Origin of the sequence: Lelliottia sp. (assembly GCF_045627565.1) — a bacterium.
Lineage (GTDB): Bacteria > Pseudomonadota > Gammaproteobacteria > Enterobacterales > Enterobacteriaceae > Enterobacter.
The window spans coordinates 1-15779 of the sequence record NZ_JAZQNX010000019.1 but is presented as its reverse complement, the minus strand read 5'-3'; the positions used below and the strand labels follow the sequence as shown (position 1 = coordinate 15779).

Sequence of the window (15779 nt, the reverse complement as noted above, 5' to 3'; positions counted from 1 at the left end):
GGGCAGGATCCCCACCAGGAGAATGCACTATCATGGGCGCAGCCACGTTTCTGTCGTTCTGATAGGGCACGAAGCGCAAGGGATTATAACCGGAGATAAAAATGAGTGATTTTCTGCTAAACACAGGCCGTCAGACATTAATGCTGGAACTGCAGGAAGCCAGCCGCCTGCCAGAAAGGCTGGGCGATGATTTTGTCCGTGCAGCCAACACCATTATTCAATGCGAAGGCAAAGTGATCGTCGCAGGCATTGGTAAATCCGGGCATATCGGTAAGAAAATTGCCGCGACGCTCGCCAGCACCGGTACACCGGCCTTTTTTGTCCATCCGGCAGAAGCCCTGCATGGCGATCTGGGGATGATCGAAAGTCGCGACGTGATGCTATTTATCTCCTATTCCGGCTCGGCAAAAGAGCTGGATTTGATCATTCCGCGCTTGCAGGAAAAATCCGTTGCGCTGCTGGCGATGACCGGAAAGTCTCGCTCACCGCTGGCGCTGGCTGCGAAAGCGACGCTGGATATTTCCGTTGAACGCGAAGCCTGCCCGATGCACCTCGCGCCAACATCCAGCACCGTTAATACCCTGATGATGGGCGATGCGCTGGCGATGGCCGTCATGCAGGCACGCGGTTTCAATGAAGAAGATTTTGCACGCTCTCACCCAGCAGGGGCGCTGGGCGCGCGTTTGCTCAATAAAGTTCACCATTTGATGCGTACCGAAGAGGCAGTTCCGCAGGTCAAACTCAGCACCAGCGTCATGGACGCAATGATGGAATTGAGCCGCACCGGACTGGGACTGGTCGCGGTCTGTGATGAAACGGGTCTGGTTAAAGGTGTCTTCACCGATGGCGACCTTCGCCGCTGGCTGGTCGGCGGCGGCAGTCTGGACGCCATCGTGAGTGAGGCAATGACCGCTGGCGGGCTGACGCTAAACGCCGAAAGCCGCGCCATCGAAGCCAAAGAGATCTTAATGAAACGTAAAATCACCGCGGCACCTGTCGTTGACGACAGCGGCAAGCTTTGCGGTGCCATCAACCTGCAAGATTTCTATCAAGCCGGGATTATTTAGCCCTTTAGCCCCAGGCGTTTCGCCAGCCGATGCAGGTTGGCGACGTCCATCTCAAGCGCTCGCGCGCAAGCCGCCCAGCTACGTCCATTTTGATCCAGCGCGCGGGTAATCATCTGGCGTTGAAATGCTTCCGTCGCCTCACGCAGATTTTCATTGGCTATCGCCGGGAGTTCCTGCGCCACGGCAGGCGCTGCCTCATCATGCAAAGCAAAATGTCGCGCGTGGATCACCACGTCGTCGCCCAAACGCGCGGCACGTGCCAGGACCACTGCACGATGAATGGCATGTTCCAGCTCACGCACGTTTCCCGGCCAGCCGTAACTTAACAAATGGCTACGCGCGCCGGGGCTTAACACCACGCGTGATAATCCCATTTTTAACCGGCACTGCTCGCAGAAAAAGCCTGCCAGAAGCACGACGTCCTCACCACGCTCGCGCAACGGCGGGACTGACAGCGGAAACACGCTTAAACGATGGAACAGATCGGCACGAAAATTCCCGGCCAGCACCTCTTCGCGCAGATCGCGGTTGGTCGCCGCCAGCACGCGCACGTCGACGCGCAAACTGCGATCGTCACCGACGCGCTGAATATCACCGTACTGCAACACGCGCAGCAGCTTGGCCTGAAGCGCCAGCGACAGCTCACCGATTTCATCAAGGAACAGCGTGCCGTTATCGGCCATTTCAAACTTGCCGCTGCGGTTGCTGATGGCGCCGGTAAACGCCCCTTTGACATGCCCGAATAGCTCACTTTCCGCCACGCTTTCGGGCAGCGCGGCGCAGTTCAGATACACCAGCGGATTGACCGCTCGCGGCGAACCTTCGTGAATCGATTTCGCCACCAGCTCTTTTCCGGTGCCTGTTTCACCACCGATCAGCACGTTGAGATCGGACGCCGCAACAATCTCGATCTCCTTTTTCAGCTGCATCATCCCTGGCGACAGGCCTATCATTTCCGTATGCGCGACGTGCTCGAACGCGACCGGACTGCCCGGCATAATGTTCTGACTTTCCAGTTGTTCGATCAGCAGCGCATTATTGAGCGCGCCAGAGGCCAGCGCAGCAATCAGGCGCAGCTCTTCATCGCTAAACGTATCGAACTGATCCGGCTCAAGGCCATCGAGCGTTAACGCACCAATCAGATTCTGTCCGGCAAACAGCGGCAAGCCGATACAGGCGTGGACCTTCAGGCTCTCTTGCCCAGGGATTAATCCATCGTAAGGATCGGGTAAATCGCTGTCCGCCGGGAATCGCACCACGTCACCCGCACGGGCAATCGTCTCCAGACGCGGGTGCCCTTCCAGCGTAAAACGACGCCCCAGCACGTCGTGCGCCAGCCCGTCGATGGCCAGCGGAATAAACTGTCGTCCTTCGTAGCGCAGCAGCGCTGACGCATCACAATCCAGCACGTGGCGCAGCGTGGAGATCAGCCGCTGAAAGCGATCCTGATGGCCAATACCGGTTTGCAGTTCAATGGCGATCTTCGCCAGCACCTCTACAGAAAAACTCATTTTCGCCTCGCTGTCATTTTGACAATGAATATTGTCATATTGACAGTAAAAAAGATAGTCACTTTGACTACCAATCATGAGCTATTATTTTTAAAAGCGATTAAAATCAATAAATTAAATAGTTGGCACGCAACTTGATATAAGCAAATCATCTTAGTTAAAAATACCGTAATAATTTGAGGTTGCTATGTCTATTCTGGTTAAAAATAACATTCATTGGGTTGGCCAACGTGACTGGGAAGTGCGTGATTTTCATGGTACCGAATACAAAACCCTGCGCGGCAGCAGCTACAACAGCTATCTGATTCGTGAAGGTAAAAACGTCCTGATCGATACCGTCGATCACAAATTCAGCCGCGAGTTCGTGCAGAACCTGCGCAGCGAAATCGATCTGGACGCCATCGACTACATCATCATTAACCACGCGGAAGAAGACCACGCCGGCGCGCTGACCGAGCTGATGTCCTACATCCCAAATACCCCGATTTACTGCACCACCAACGCCATCGACTCTATCAACGGCCATCACCACCATCCGGAGTGGAACTTCCACACGGTCAAAACCGGTGACGCGCTGGATATTGGCAACGGCAAACAGCTGATCTTCGTTGAAACCCCGATGCTGCACTGGCCCGACAGCATGATGACTTACATGACGGGTGACGCAGTGTTGTTCAGCAATGACGCTTTTGGTCAGCACTACTGCGACGAGCGCCTGTTCAACGACGAAGTGGATCAGACCGAACTGTTTGAACAGTGCCAGCGCTACTACGCCAACATCCTGACGCCTTTCAGCCGTCTGGTGACGCCAAAAATCACTGAAATTCTCGGCTTCAATTTGCCAGTGGATATGATTGCCACCTCCCACGGCGTGGTGTGGCGCGAAAACCCAACGCAAATTGTGGAGCTGTATCTGAAATGGGCGGCGGATTATCAGGAAGACCGCATCACCCTGTTCTACGACACCATGTCCAACAACACCCGCATGATGGCAGACGCCATTGCTCAGGGCATAAATGAAGTTGACCCGAACGTGGCGGTGAAAATCTTCAACGTGGCGCGTAGCGATAAAAACGAAATCCTGACCAACGTTTTCCGCTCCAAAGGCGTGCTGGTGGGAACATCGACCATGAACAACGTGATGATGCCGAAGATTGCCGGTCTGGTCGAAGAGATGACGGGCCTGCGTTTTCGTCACAAACGGGCCAGTGCTTTTGGTTCCCACGGCTGGAGCGGCGGCGCGGTTGATCGCCTGTCCACGCGCTTGCAAGATGCCGGTTTCGAAATGTCGATGAGCCTGAAAGCAAAATGGCGCCCGGACGTCGATGCGCTGGAAATTTGCCGCCAGCATGGCCGTGAAATTGCACGTCAGTGGGCGCTCGCTCCATTGCCGGAAGCTTCAGTAAAACCGGCACAACAGCAGGAAAATTGCGCCTGCGCCGCCGCTGCGGCAGCAGATCTTGGCCCCTGCATGCAATGCAGCGTTTGCCAGTGGGTTTACGATCCTGCATTGGGCGAGCCGCTTCAGGACGTTGCGCCAGGCACGCCGTGGAGCGACGTACCGGATAATTTCCTGTGCCCGGAATGTTCACTCGGTAAAGACGTTTTTGACGTCCTGGCAACGGAGGCAAAATGAGCCACGGAATCGTGATCATCGGCTCGGGCTTTGCCGCCCGTCAGCTGGTGAAAAATATCCGCAAACAAGATGCGAATGTGCCGCTGACGCTCATCGCCGCTGACAGTATGGACGAGTACAACAAGCCGGATCTCAGCCACGTCATCAGCCAGAGCCAGCGTGCAGACGACCTCACGCGCCAGACGGCGGGGGAGTTTGCCGAACAGTTCAACCTGCGTCTTTTCCCTTACACCTGGGTAACCGATATCGACGCCGCCGCGCACTGCGTGAAGGCCAAAGATAAACAGTGGCATTACGACAAACTGGTGCTGGCAACGGGTGCGTCGGCTTTTGTGCCGCCAATTGAAGGACATGAGCTCATGCTTACGCTAAACAGTCAGCAGGAGTACAAGGCTTGCGAAACCACGCTTCGCGACGCCCAGCGGGTGATGATTGTTGGCGGGGGCCTGATAGGCACCGAACTGGCAATGGATTTTTGCCGGTCGGGTAAATCCGTAACGCTAGTTGATCATGCGGCCAGTATTTTATCAGCCCTGATGCCTGCAGAAGTCAGTAGTCGCTTACAGCATCGCCTGACGGATATGGGCGTGCATCAGCTGCTGAAATCACAGTTACAGAGCCTGACAAAAACCGACACCGGGATTCGCGCGACGCTCGACCGGAACCGCAGCGTGGAAATCGACGTCGTGGTTGCCGCAACTGGTTTGCGTCCAGAAACCGCACTCGCCCGCCGGGCCGGCGCAGAAACCCGTCTCGGTGTAAAGGTCGACAGCTATCTACAAACCACACAGCCCGATATTTATGCGCTGGGAGATTGTGCAGAAATAAACGGCCAGGTGCTGCCGTTCCTGCAACCCATTCAGATCAGCGCGATGTATTTAGCTAAAAATCTGCTTGGCACGACCACACCGCTGAAATTACCCGCCATGCTGGTGAAAGTGAAAACGCCTGAATTGCCGCTGCATCTCGCAGGCGAAACGCAGCGTCAGGATCTGAACTGGCAAATTACGCTTGAAACGCAAGGGATGGTGGCGCGTGGAATGGATAATGACGGTCAGCTCCGTGCCTTTGTGGTCAGCGAAGATCGCATGAAGGAGGCTTTCGCTCTGCTGAAATCATTACCCGTTTAACCCTCAGTCTCTTGCCCCTCTTGCTTAGCGTTAGGATTTTATTATCCGTCGCCCCGGTGTCCCGGGGCTTTTTTTTACGCATTCTATTCACCAAATAAATAATTATTAAATAAATCATATCATCAGTCCTTTGTTTATTATCGATATTTTAAATACGAGAACTTAAATAAATAATTCCGAGTTATTTATTCATTTCACATGACTATTTTCGCGTATTTATCGGACTGATACAATAATATTCCGAATTTGGATAAAACGTTTATTTTGTTCCGCTCATTCCAAAAAAATGTACGAGCCACTGCGCATTTTTTTCGAAAGTTTGGATGTACAAGCTAAAACAGGAGTGAAATAAACTCTATAAATGGAAAATATTTTTCCACAAGGTAAAAGCCCTTGCTGTGTATATCGGGGAAATCCATTTCCCTTATCTTATTTTTGCACGTGTGCGGCGAGCAAATTGAAACAACGCCAACCCCTGTAAAAAAACGCTGCAAACAAGCGGCTACGAGCGCACCACCAGCGCATCGTAACCGCGCCAACGGTAATTCAGCATCGAGATTAACCAGCAGGCAATAAATAAACCGACCACGATAAATCCCGCGTTACCCAGGTTATCGTTGACCATTGCCACGCCATTCCAGATGCCGCCGCTAAGCCGGAACTTATCCATCAGCAGACCCATTGCTTCCAGCCCGCCGATAAATAGCGCCACCACGACCGAGGTGCCGGTGATGGTCATATTGTAATAGAGCTTGCGCTGCGGTTTGTCGAACGCCCAGCCGTACGCCCCGACCATCAGTAAATTATCAATCGTATCAATCAGAGCCATCCCACTGGCAAACAGCGCCGGAAAAATCATAATCGACCAGACCGACATTCCGTGTGATGCGCTGGCGGCCGAGATCCCCAGCACGCCAATTTCGGTGGCAGTGTCAAACCCCAAACCAAACAGGAAACCGACCAGATACATCTGCCAGCTTTTGCTCACCAACCGGAACGTCGCGCCAAATAACCTGCTCATCACGCCGCCTGTCACCGGGAGCTCTGCGTCAACACGCGTCACGCGCCCTTTTTTCAGCGCCTGAAAACTGCGCCAGACGCCACGTAAAATCACCATATTGACCAGCGCCATCGCCAGCAGGAACGTCGCGGAGACAGCGGTACCAATCACGCTGCCCGTTTCGTGAAACCAGGTCATGTTCTTTTGAAATGCCGTCGCCGTGGCGGCAATGGCTATCGTCGCCAGCACCACAATCGTGGAGTGACCCAAAGAGAACCACGCCCCGATCCCCGAAGGTCGCTGGCCTTGCTGCATCATTTTACGCGTCACGGTATCAATGGCGGCAATATGATCGGCATCAACCGCGTGCCGTAGCCCGTAACACCACGCCAGCAGGCTGGCTGCCATCAGCGCCGTACTGCCGCTAAACGTTCGCCACGCGCAGCCCCAGGCAAGCAGATTCGCCATTGCCAGAATCGAGAGCAAAAGCGCCGCGCGGGGTTCGCTACGGATGAGTCGTAACATGTGAGTTCCTTTGTGAGCAGATGCGGGCGGCGGCGACTACCGCTTGCCCGAAAGAGATCGCCCCATCGCCCGCAGGCAATTTCGAGGGGAAAAGCAGTTGGAAGTCCGCGAGGTAAAATTGCAGGCGTGCCCGCAGCAATCGGTTATGCAGCACGCCACCGCTAAAGCAGATCGTGGAAAGAGATAGCCGTTCGGCGTGATAGCGAATCAAATCTGCCAGCCCTTTCGCCAGCGCATCATGAAATACCCATGCGCGTTCATCGGGTTCCGCCTGCCAGTTGAGCCACTGCCGCCAGAATGTGGCTAAGTCAGGCACAGTATTTTTAAGCGGCATCGTAACGGGATGTTTAACGCCGGCGCACCGCGTCGCCAGCGTTTCCAGCTTGCAGGCGGCCTCTCCTTCATAGCTTTGCACCTCTGGCGCAATAGCGAGCGCGCAGGCCACGGCATCAAATAACCGTCCGCAGGAAGACGCCAGCGGCGCGTTGACGCCCCTGGCAATCGCGGTAGCCAGCAGCGGCCAGTTTTGCTGTTGCACTGGGTGCGTTTCAGGCCGCGATAGCCAGTCAGGAACAAATGCCAGGCAGTGTGCGAGCAGATTTCGCCAGGGCTGCCGCGCCGCCAGATCGCCGCCGGGCAGCGCCACGGCAGGCAATCCGCCCACGTGGTCGCAGGTCAGATAGTTTACGCGCAGGCACTCACCGCCCCACAGCGCACCGTTTTCACCCATTCCGATACCGTCGAGCGTCAGCGCGATAACATCGCCGCCCTCCAGTGGCCAGCCATTTTCGGCCAGACACGCCGCCGCATGGGCATGGTGATGTAATACCGTCTGTTTTGGCAGCGCCATTTCGTTGGCCCATTTCGCGCTGCGATAGCCCGGATGGGCGTCACACACGATATGCTCAGGGCGAAAATGATACATCTGCTGAATCACCGCGAGCGCACCACGCCACTGGCTCGCCACGCCTTCGTCGCCCAGATCGCCAAAATGCTGGCTCAACACCGCTTGCCCGTCGCGTACCAGACAAAACGTATTTTTCATGTCTGCGCCCAGCGCCAGTATCGGCGGAATATCCTTAAACCCATCAGGCAACGCCATCGCATCCGGCACGTAGCCCCGCGCACGACGCAGCATCGCGCCCTCGTCGTCCACAACAGAATCATCCATCCGCTGCAAGATGCCGCGGTTGTGCAGCAAAAATCCGTCAGCGATATTTTCCAGATCATCCAGCGCTTGCTGATTGGTCATCGCAGGGGGTTTACCGCTGAGGTTTCCGGACGTCATCACCAGCGGACAGGCCATGTCATCCATCAGCAGATGCTGTAGCGGATTCGAGGGGAGCATAACGCCAATTGTGTCCAGACCAGGCGCAATCTCATGCGGCAGATCGGGGAGAAATGTTTTTGATGTCAGGACAATGGGCGCGGCAGGTGATCGTAATAATTTCTGAATGGGGGCGGGTAAACGCGTGACATCCGCCACCATCACCGCCAGCGGTTTAGCCGGGCGATGTTTGCACTCCCGCAACCGGGCGATCGCCAGAACATTGCGAGCATCGCAAACCAAATGAAACCCGCCGAGGTTTTTGATGGCCACAATCCCCCCGGCTTTAAGTAATGTGACCGCCGCCTGCAGCGCGTTTTCACGTGAAAAACGTTCGTCACCCGAGCGCCATTCGAGTTCCGGTCCGCAGTCCGGGCAGGCGACAGGCTGGGCATGGAAGCGACGGTCGGCGGGATTCCGGTACTCTTCTTCACACGGGGCGCAAAGCGGGAAATTCGCCATCGACGTTGCCGGACGATCGTAGGGCATGGCGCGAATAATGGTAAAGCGTGGGCCGCAGTGGGTGCAGTTGATAAACGGATAGCGATAGCGGCGCTCACGCGGGTCGCGCATTTCGGTAAGGCACGCCGGGCAGGTCGCTGCATCTGGGACGATTTGGGTAGCCATCGCCCCAGCCGCACTGCGCCGGATAGTGAAATCCGCAGGCGGGCGCGGCCAGTGAAATGGCTGCGCCTCCACTTCATCAATGCGTGCCAGCGGCGGGCACTGCTGCAAGAGTTGCTCGGTAAACGCCACCGCATCGCCCGACAAACGCACCAGCACGCCTTCGCCATCGTTGCAAACATCACCGCATAAATGCAGCTGATTCGCCAGTTGCCAGACGAACGGGCGAAACCCCACGCCCTGCACTTTGCCGCGCACCCGCAGCTGTACGCCGCCGTCACTCATCGTCAGAACAGCATGGCAGACGACGTATCAAACGCCGCACGACGACGTTTTTCGGCACTCATCTGTTCAAGTTTATTGCGATCCACACACACCAGCGCGTGTGTCGGACAGGCTTCCATACATGCCGGGCCCGTTTCACGGTGATGGCACAAATCGCATTTGTTGGCTTCGGCTTTGTCCGCACGCACGTTCAGACCCGCGCCACTGTTGCGTACTACCGGGCGCACAACCACCTCCATCGCGCCATAAGGACACGCCACCACGCAGGTTTTGCAGCCAATACAGCGCTCCTGCATCACCTGTACAAAACCATTTTCACGATTGATGGCACCGTTAGGGCAGACGTTGGCGCACGGTGCATCTTCGCACTGACGACAGATCGCAGCCGTCGAGATATTCACGCCCTTAATGACATGAATACGCGGCAGAAAAGATTCGGGGGTAAGGGACGCACAATCCTGCTGCGCCTGATGGGACACCACACACGCCACTTCGCAGGTGCGGCAGCCAATACATTTACTCGCATCAGCCATAATAAAACGGTTCATTTGCTTCTCCAGCATGACATTCATGCGGCAAAACATACATAAACCGTGCCATGTTTTAGTGGCCTGATTTTACGGGATTTATCAAGATCAGAGGTCTGTCATCGACACAAGTGACGATGACATCTGTCGATGCTAGACATGTGGTCCTGCCATCACCGAGTCACGCAGGATCAGTTCACCCGAGAAGGTTTGTTGCAAGGTAAAGTCGCCGCCGTCGAGCATAAAAATCAGGCGGCTAATGGTCTCTTTGATCATCTCCGTCACCGGAATCCGCACGCTGGAAAGCGATGGAATGATATACGGTGCGATAGCCACATCATCGAAACCAATAACAGAGACCTGGCCCGGCGTGGCAATTCCGCTGTCGTGCAACTGTTTCACTGCGCCAATCGCCATGTCGTCATTGCTGGCCACCAGCGCGGTAAAGGTCTCACCGCGCGACAGCAGGGTTGAAACGCCTGCCGCTCCGCTTTCTGGATTCCATTTCCCTTCCACGATCAAAGCGTCGTTCAGGGGAATGTGATGCTGAGCCAGCGCGTCTTTGTATCCGGAAAGGCGCTCAATACCGGTGGGGGAATCCAGCGATCCGGTGATAAACGCGATGTCCCGGTGACCCATGACGATCAGCTGCGACACCGCCGCCTGACACGAGGCTTTATGATCTGACCAGACGCAATGGCTGCTGTTTTTACGCAGGCGGCGGTTTAGCACCATAATCGGCTGCTCGTGTTTCTGGATGATGTCATCCATCTCCTCCACGCTCAAAAAGCGCGGATAGATGATGATCGCATCGCAGCGCATATCCAGCAGATACTGAATCGCTTCGCGCTCTTCATCGGCGCTGTGCTTGCCATCGGCAAGAATCAGCTGCCGCCCTTTCTCTTCGGTCATTCGCGCGGCGTGGAACAGCAGTTCACTGAAATAGACGCCATGATACAAGGTGTTGGTCACCACCAGCCCGAGGGTTTGCGTACGTTTTGTTGCCAGATTCCGCGCCAGCAAATTGGGCCGGTAGCCGCTCTCTTCGATCGCCTGAAAAACGCGATCTTTGGTCTCCTGGCTCACATAGCCATTGCCCGACAGCACCCGCGAAACCGTCGCTTTCGACACCCCTGCCCGCTTCGCCACTTCCAGCATCGTGGTCATTGTATTTTTCCCTCTCCACCTGATGAGCCGCAGTGTACTGCACTGCGTAAACATTGTCGCAGCACGAATCTCACGCTTTCAACATGCCAAAGTGATCGTTATCACGAATATAAAAAATGTACATATTTCCATCTTGTTTCATATGAGAAAACTATTCATGATTTTGTGAAACCGGTTTCCTATCCATTCTCAAAACAACAACAGGATCTCACCCGATGGCCAAAAATTATGCTGCACTGGCGAACGATGTCGTCAGCGCGCTCGGCGGTAAAGACAACGTCGCTGCCGTCACCCACTGTATGACGCGCCTGCGTTTCGTGCTGCACGACGAAAGTAAAGTGGATACCGCGACGCTGAAAAGCCTCAGCGGCGTGCTCGGCGTGGTGCGTAATGACAACCAGTGCCAGGTGATTATCGGCAATACCGTTTCACAAGCGTATCGCGAAGTGGTGAGCCTGCTCCCGGCGGGAATGCAGCCCGCTCAACCACAGGGCCCGCAAAAACTCACGCTTAAGCGCATCGGGGCCGGAATACTGGACGCATTGATCGGTACGATGTCTCCGCTGATCCCAGCGATCATTGGCGGCTCAATGGTGAAGCTGCTGGCAATGATTCTGGAAATGACCGGTGTGCTACCAAAAGGCGCGCCGACACTGACTATTCTGACGGTTATCGGCGACGGCGCGTTCTTCTTCCTGCCGCTGATGGTGGCCGCGTCCGCCGCGATTAAATTCAAAACCAACGTGTCGTTGGCCATTGCCATCGCTGGCGTACTGGTGCATCCAAGCTTTATTGAGCTGATGGCTAAAGCCGCGCAAGGCGAGCACGTTGAGTTCGCCTTTATTCCAGTGACGGCGGTGAAGTACACCTACACCGTGATCCCGGCGCTGGTCATGACCTGGTGCCTGTCGTACATCGAAGTGTGGGTAGACAAAATTACCCCTGCGGTGACCAAAAACTTCCTCAAACCGATGTTGATCGTGCTGATTGCGGCTCCGCTCGCCATCGTCTTAATTGGCCCCCTTGGGATCTGGATCGGTAGCGCCATCTCCGCGCTGGTTTACACTGTTCACGGCTATCTGGGCTGGCTGTCGGTCGCGATTATGGGCGCATTGTGGCCGCTGCTAGTGATGACCGGGATGCACCGCGTGTTTACCCCGACGATTATCCAGACCATTGCCGAAACGGGCAAAGAAGGGATGGTAATGCCATCTGAGATTGGCGCAAACCTGTCGCTCGGCGGCTCTTCTCTGGCGGTCGCCTGGAAGACCAAAAACCCCGAATTGCGCCAGACGGCGTTAGCGGCGGCAGCGTCTGCCATCATGGCGGGTATTTCTGAACCCGCGCTGTACGGCGTGGCAATCCGTCTGAAACGCCCGCTGATTGCGAGCTTAATCAGCGGCTTCATCTGCGGCGCAGTCGCTGGAATTGCCGGTCTTGCCAGCCATTCGATGGCGGCTCCAGGGCTGTTTACCAGCGTACAATTCTTTGATCCGGCCAACCCGATGACTATCGTATGGGTGTTTGGCGTGATGGCGCTGGCGGTGGTGTTATCGTTTGTTCTGACCCTGATCCTCGGCTTTGAGGATATCCCGGTCGAAAACGATGCAGAAAAAGCACGCGCCCTGCAAACCGCGCCGGTTCAGGCACAGGAAGCACGAGCATAAAATGAATAGCGAGGTAAAAATGTCTGTTTTTCCACAAGGATTTCTATGGGGCGGCGCACTGGCCGCCAACCAGAGTGAAGGCGCGTACCGCGAAGGCGGCAAAGGGCTGACCACGGTCGATATGATCCCTCACGGTGCCAATCGCCTGGCGGTGAAGGTCGGTAAGGAAAAACGTTTTGCGCTGCGCGAGGATGAATTTTACCCGAGCCACGAGGCGATTGATTTTTACCATCGCTACAAAGAAGACATCGCCCTGATGGCGGAGATGGGTTTTACGGTTTTCCGCACCTCGATTGCCTGGAGCCGTCTCTATCCGAACGGCGACGAGCCGCTGCCCAATCAGGAAGGCATCGCCTTTTATCGCGCAGTGTTTGAAGAGTGCAGAAAGTACAACATCGAACCGCTGGTGACCTTGTGCCACTTTGACGTGCCGATGCATCTGGTCACGGAATACGGTTCATGGCGTAACCGCAAAATGGTCGATTTCTTCGCCCGTTATGCCCGCACCTGCTTTGAAGAGTTTAACGGTCTGGTGAAGTACTGGCTCACCTTCAACGAAATCAACATCATGCTCCACAGCCCGTTCTCCGGTGCCGGGCTGGTGTTTGAAGAAGGTGAAAACGAAGATCAGGTGAAATATCAGGCCGCGCACCACGAGCTGGTCGCAAGCGCGCTGGCGACCAAAATCGCCCATGAAGTGAACCCGGAAAACCAGGTTGGCTGCATGCTGGCGGGCGGTAATTTCTATCCTTACTCCTGCAAACCGGAAGACGTGTGGATGGCGCTGGAGAAAGACCGCGAAAACCTGTTCTTTATCGACGTGCAGGCACGCGGCAGCTATCCGGCCTACTCCGCCCGCGTATTTCGCGATAAAGGGGTGACGATAGCTAAAGACCCTGCCGATGACGAGCTACTGAAAAACACCGTCGATTTTGTGTCGTTCAGCTATTACGCCTCTCGCTGCGCCTCGGCGGATATGAACGCCAACAACACCAGCGCGGCAAATATCGTCAAATCGCTGCGTAATCCGCACATCGAAGTGAGCGCGTGGGGCTGGGGCATCGACCCGCTGGGCCTGCGCATCACCATGAACATGATGTACGACCGCTATCAGAAGCCGCTGTTCCTGGTCGAAAACGGCCTGGGTGCCAAAGACGAATTTGACGCTAACGGCGAGATCAACGACGACTACCGCATCAGCTACCTACGCGAACACATCCGCGCAATGGGCGATGCAATCGAAGACGGCGTGCCGCTTATTGGTTACACCTCATGGGGTTGTATCGATTTGGTGGCGGCATCGACGGGCGAAATGAGCAAACGCTACGGGTTTGTTTACGTGGATCGTGACGATGCGGGCAACGGTTCACTGGATCGCATTCGTAAGAAATCGTTCTGGTGGTACAAAAAGGTAATTGAGAGTAACGGCGCGGATCTGGATTAGCTTGATGCCCTCACCCCGCCCTCTCCCACAGGGAGAGGGCGAAAGGCAGCGACTCCATAAGTTGAGGGAGAGAATAATTCCCCTCCCAGTAGGTGAGGGGGAAGAGTTGCTGCCCCATATAGTGAGAGAAAAATTCCCTCTCCCTGTGGGAGAGGGTTAGGGTGAGGGCAACAACTCACAGCTGATCGAATCCCCCATCCCCTGTCCATTGCGCAAGACGCGAATAAACCACCTCTACCGCCGCTTTGATCGGTGGCGTCATCGGATAATAAAAACCGACAATATCCGGCTGAATGCCTAAAAATAGCACTTCACCCACATCGTCTTTAATCTGATCGACCAGATAATTGAGCGGCATATTGTGGGTGGTCATCATAAACATCTCGGCGATATCGTCCGGATCGACCAGACGGATTTCGCCGGGATTCAGCCCCATATCGGTGGCATCCACAATCAGCACCCGGTCCGGGCGCAATTCACGAATGGCGACGACGTCGTTTTCCGGCGCACTGCCGCCATCAATCACAATCCAGTTTCCTTGCGGATGTGCGGCGCACATTTCCGCCAGCAGCGGACCTGCGCCGTCATCGCCCATCAGACTATTGCCGACACACAGTAAAACGTCAGTCACGTATTCTCCTCACCATCAGGTAGATGGCGCTCTCCTGATGAATATCGTGCAGCATGCTGAGCAGGGTTTTGCTCCACGCCTGCTGCTCGGGAGATTGCACAGCGAGTGCCGCATCAAACGCGTTTGCCAGCATCGCGATATGATTACTGTCGATAACGATTTCGCCGTACTTCGGCACACCTTCCATCTTACGCCGCGCGGTGCTCCCCGCTTCCAGCGTGCCAATCCACGCCAGATATTCTTGCCACGGGCAACTTAACGCCGCTTCGAGGCAGTCGATCACCCCAAGGTGGTGACCAATCGCCAGGCTGTAATAAACCACCTGCTGCGCCGCATCGGGCGTGGCATCGTTTTCGTCGATAAACTTACGGCTCAGTTGACTGAACACCACCCTTTCACTCATCGGATACGCGCCTCATCAACCACCTGATTTAAATTGGCAACGATCTCATTCAGTCGCGGATCGTTTTCGGCCTCCAGCCAGCGCGTCACCTGATGTTCGCCCTGGCTCAGCAGACGCAGATAATCGTCGGCGATCTGGCGACCATAGCGATATCCCGCCAGCCTGCGCGCAGTGCGATCGACTTTAACGCGCAGCGGCTGCACCATGTCCGGATGCAAGATCGTCGCAGGTTGATTGTCGATTTCACCCGGCTCGCGAGCGTGGATTTTCTGCTCCAGCAGACCCAGCGCCATGGCGAAACCGTACAGCGTGGCCGCGGGCGTCGGCGGACAGCCAGGAATATAGACATCGACCGGCACGATTTTGTCAGTGCCGCCCCACACGCAGTACAGATCGTGGAAAATCCCGCCGCTGTTACCGCAGGCGCCGTAAGAAATACAAATTTTTGGGTCGGGTGCAGACTGCCAGGCGCGCAGCGCAGGTGAACGCATTGCGCGGGTCATCGCGCCGGTAAACAACAAAATATCGGCGTGACGTGGCGACGGGACGACTTTGATGCCAAACCGTTCGGCATCAAAAAGCGGTGACAGCGTGGCGAAGATTTCAATCTCGCAGCCGTTGCAGCCGCCGCAGTCGACGCGATAAACGTAGGCAGAGCGTTTGATTTTTTTCAGCAGCGACGCCTTCATGTTGGCGATGGATTCGTCCACCGTCATCGGCACCGGAATGCCGTTATCGTCGCGCGGGCCGAGTAAATGGCTCATCAGCTGGCCTCTTTCATATGGCGAGTTAAATCAATGCGGTCGGACGGCAACAGGCATTTTTGGCGTTTGCA

Annotated in this window: 13 protein-coding genes and 1 pseudogene; 5 read left to right on the top strand and 9 right to left on the bottom strand. The window is 55.5% G+C overall.

All coding sequences use genetic code 11. The annotated features are described in order from the left end of the window. Window positions 1-101 precede the first annotated feature (101 nt). The gene (gene gutQ, locus ACKI5T_RS10665; protein WP_407437320.1) at window positions 102-1067 is read left to right on the top strand and encodes an arabinose-5-phosphate isomerase GutQ; all 966 of its coding nucleotides are present in this window, start codon (window positions 102-104) and stop codon (window positions 1065-1067) included. Here the strand turns inward: gutQ and norR are convergent. After that, complete coding sequence (norR, locus tag ACKI5T_RS10660) at window positions 1064-2578, bottom strand: nitric oxide reductase transcriptional regulator NorR (RefSeq protein ID WP_407437318.1); 1515 nt, start codon at window positions 2576-2578, stop codon at window positions 1064-1066. The two genes, gutQ and norR, sit on opposite strands and share 4 nt — an antisense overlap. Window positions 2579-2765: 187 nt before the next feature. On the opposite strand from norR, the gene norV reads away from it, so the two are divergent. Both norV and norW read left to right on the top strand, forming a co-directional pair. Beyond that, window positions 2766-4214, top strand: a complete 1449-nt coding sequence (gene norV, locus ACKI5T_RS10655) for an anaerobic nitric oxide reductase flavorubredoxin (protein ID WP_407437317.1) — start codon at window positions 2766-2768, stop codon at window positions 4212-4214. Beyond that, window positions 4211-5344, top strand: coding sequence for an NADH:flavorubredoxin reductase NorW (gene norW / locus ACKI5T_RS10650; protein WP_407437316.1), 1134 nt, complete (start codon window positions 4211-4213; stop codon window positions 5342-5344). The genes norV and norW overlap by 4 nt, the downstream gene beginning before the upstream one ends. A gap of 502 nt (window positions 5345-5846) precedes the next feature. Here norW and ACKI5T_RS10645 read toward each other — a convergent pair. The 4 genes from ACKI5T_RS10645 to ACKI5T_RS10630 form a co-directional block, all read right to left on the bottom strand. After that, window positions 5847-6869, bottom strand: a complete 1023-nt coding sequence (locus ACKI5T_RS10645; protein ID WP_407437315.1) for a HoxN/HupN/NixA family nickel/cobalt transporter — start codon at window positions 6867-6869, stop codon at window positions 5847-5849. Next, window positions 6850-9105 carry a carbamoyltransferase HypF gene (gene hypF / locus ACKI5T_RS10640; RefSeq protein WP_407437313.1) on the bottom strand — a complete coding sequence of 752 codons (2256 nt, stop codon included), beginning with the start codon at window positions 9103-9105 and terminating at the stop codon, window positions 6850-6852. The genes ACKI5T_RS10645 and hypF overlap by 20 nt, the downstream gene beginning before the upstream one ends. Before the next feature lie 2 nt (window positions 9106-9107). Next, window positions 9108-9653 carry an electron transport protein HydN gene (gene hydN / locus ACKI5T_RS10635; protein WP_407437311.1) on the bottom strand — a complete coding sequence of 182 codons (546 nt, stop codon included), beginning with the start codon at window positions 9651-9653 and terminating at the stop codon, window positions 9108-9110. 132 nt (window positions 9654-9785) lie between these two features. Further along, on the bottom strand, window positions 9786-10799 hold the full coding sequence (locus ACKI5T_RS10630) for a LacI family DNA-binding transcriptional regulator (RefSeq protein ID WP_407437310.1): 1014 nt from the start codon (window positions 10797-10799) through the stop codon (window positions 9786-9788). Between the two features lie 215 nt (window positions 10800-11014). Here ACKI5T_RS10630 and ascF point away from each other — a divergent pair, with 215 nt between their 5' ends. Together ascF and ACKI5T_RS10620 are read left to right on the top strand one after the other, a co-directional pair. Further along, complete coding sequence (ascF, locus tag ACKI5T_RS10625; protein WP_407437308.1) at window positions 11015-12466, top strand: PTS cellobiose/arbutin/salicin transporter subunit IIBC; 1452 nt, start codon at window positions 11015-11017, stop codon at window positions 12464-12466. 19 nt (window positions 12467-12485) lie between these two features. Next, the gene (locus ACKI5T_RS10620; protein WP_407437307.1) at window positions 12486-13910 is read left to right on the top strand and encodes a 6-phospho-beta-glucosidase; all 1425 of its coding nucleotides are present in this window, start codon (window positions 12486-12488) and stop codon (window positions 13908-13910) included. 175 nt (window positions 13911-14085) lie between these two features. Here the strand turns inward: ACKI5T_RS10620 and hycI are convergent, their stop codons facing one another. From hycI to ACKI5T_RS10600, 4 genes and pseudogenes are all read right to left on the bottom strand, one after another. After that, window positions 14086-14541: a hydrogenase maturation peptidase HycI gene (hycI, locus tag ACKI5T_RS10615; protein ID WP_133631234.1), complete on the bottom strand. Its 456-nt coding sequence runs from the start codon at window positions 14539-14541 to the stop codon at window positions 14086-14088. Beyond that, complete coding sequence (locus tag ACKI5T_RS10610; protein ID WP_407437305.1) at window positions 14534-14944, bottom strand: formate hydrogenlyase maturation HycH family protein; 411 nt, start codon at window positions 14942-14944, stop codon at window positions 14534-14536. Before ACKI5T_RS10610 ends, hycI begins: the two co-directional genes overlap by 8 nt. Next, complete coding sequence (locus ACKI5T_RS10605) at window positions 14941-15708, bottom strand: NADH-quinone oxidoreductase subunit B family protein (RefSeq protein ID WP_015960185.1); 768 nt, start codon at window positions 15706-15708, stop codon at window positions 14941-14943. The genes ACKI5T_RS10610 and ACKI5T_RS10605 overlap by 4 nt, the downstream gene beginning before the upstream one ends. After that, window positions 15708-15779 (bottom strand): annotated as a pseudogene (locus ACKI5T_RS10600) (formate hydrogenlyase complex iron-sulfur subunit); the annotation flags it as partial. The gene ACKI5T_RS10605 and the pseudogene ACKI5T_RS10600, both read right to left, overlap by 1 nt.